The organism is Paraglaciecola sp. 25GB23A, from assembly GCF_040012495.1.
Taxonomy (GTDB): Bacteria; Pseudomonadota; Gammaproteobacteria; order Enterobacterales; family Alteromonadaceae; genus Paraglaciecola.
Genome location: NZ_JBDYKM010000069.1, coordinates 1 through 2,017, shown reverse-complemented (window position 1 = coordinate 2,017; position 2,017 = coordinate 1). Strand labels below are relative to the sequence as shown.

Here is a 2,017-nt window from a genome sequence, read left to right as displayed (position 1 = left end):
TACGTGCTGTCATTATCTATCTCCAGTTAAGGCTATTATGTCTTAACTAGGGCGGTCGTATCTATTCAACCACGTCATAGCGCAGAGGATCTGGCAAATTGATTCATACACAAAACTCCCTTTAAGTAAAATATGATTAATCCACAAGGTAACTGTTAATTATAGCTTCAGAATAATGACTTTAAACTGTTCAAATTTCAAGCAAAAGAAACACCTAAATGGCTTTTCCTTTTAAAAATCAACGAGCAAGCTAAATTAAGAATGTAAAGAATAAATTAGGAAGTTCCGCATAATAGATGGATATATACAAAGCAGACAAGTTCGGAAAATATAGCGTTTATAGCGGATAAAAAGTTTAAAAATTTGTAGTCTTAAATCGAATCAAAGATAACTACAACCCACCTAAATGCTAATACAGCCTATAGCAGGTTGTAGTTATACATTTATAAACTTTACCTAGCCAACTGCCACGTATTGTCCGTCGGTCTTAAGACCCCTTTATCTTTAATCGTTAAGCCATCCATCAGATGGATGATATTGCGCGCGGCACTTTCATTGCGCCATAGTATGTCGATTTTACCGTCACCGTCATAATCGCCCATGTTAGCAATTTGCCAATCTAAACTACCCACCGTGTTAATCAACTGACTGGTTTTAATCTGACCGTTCTCCATCAAAAAGGCCCAGTTACGGCCATCGGCTTGATTGCGCAGCACAATGTCATCGGTACCATCACCGTCTAAGTCCCCTGCACCGGCAATCGTCCAGTCTGTGCTAACCCGGTTTAAGGCATACATGTTGGCTATCTGGCCATTTTCCATTATCCAGATACTGTTCCCACCTGTACGCTGATTACGCCAGATGACATCATCGGTGCCATCACCATTAACATCGCCTATCGCTACTATTTTTTCATTCAAGTCGGTGACCGTCACTGACGGCTGGTTGGTGCCAATGCGCAGGCCATTCATCATGTAGAATTGGGTACGTCCTCTCACTATATCGAGCCACAGCACATCGCCTTTACCGTCGCCATTAAAGTCGCCGCTGCCAGCAAGCTCCCACTGCGGGGCATCAACATAGTTCAGGACTTGACGCGCCTTAATGTTTAAACCATCCATTAAGTAGATGAAATTTAAACCCGTGATGGTGTTGCGCCACAATATATCCGATTTTCCGTCGCCGTCGTAATCACCTTGGCCAGCCATCAACCAACCATCGTCCTGTACCACATTAATCGGACGCGCTAGTTTGGTTTGTGTGCCATTCATCGCCCACAAGAAGTTCCAGCCTCTGGCGCTACTGCGCCACAGCAAATCTGATTTACCGTCGCCGTCTAAGTCGTTTTTGGATATAAATGATTTTGTTGAATCAAATGGGAAGGCATCATCGACATCCAACACACCATCGTTGTCGTCGTCGGTGTCGGCGTTGTTACCAATCCCGTCTAAATCAGTATCGAGACTTTCACTTGCATCAAGCGGGAAGGCGTCAAAAAAATCCTTAGAACCATCAAAATCACTGTCATCTATAAGCAAGTTAGTTCCTAATTCTAGTTCTGCCTGATCTTGCAACCCGTCGCCATCAGTATCTTTCTTCGCAGAATTACTTCCAATTTCATACTCTTCAAGATTACTTAACCCGTCAAGATCAGTATCTTCAAGTGTAAAGTAATTTACAAAAAAGCTAGAAGAATTTAAAACTGTAACAATACCCCTTGAATTATTATCAAAAAAATCAAAAATGACTTCTTCAATATCCCTTTTATCTGATAACCAAATTTCTCCAAAATCTGCATCAAGATAACTCAAGTTTTGAATTGCGAAGTTCTTCGCTCCTGCAATATTGTTTGAATTAAATGAAAGCTGGGCTCCTACCAGATTACTAAGAGCTATTGCAGTTTCAGATGAAGATATATCGTTACCATTCATATTTAAATAATGACCAAAGATATTGATACCCGTTTCACTGCCCACAATCAAATTATCTTGTACGTTACTTCGCCATCCGCACGCTG

1 protein-coding gene is annotated in these 2,017 nt (G+C 41.2%); it reads right to left on the bottom strand.

The window, feature by feature from the left end; translation table 11 throughout:
- Positions 1–452: 452 nt before the first annotated feature.
- Positions 453–2,017: FG-GAP-like repeat-containing protein (locus ABKW31_RS22850; RefSeq protein ID WP_348619025.1), on the bottom strand; the 1,565-nt coding region annotated here is incomplete at its 5' end.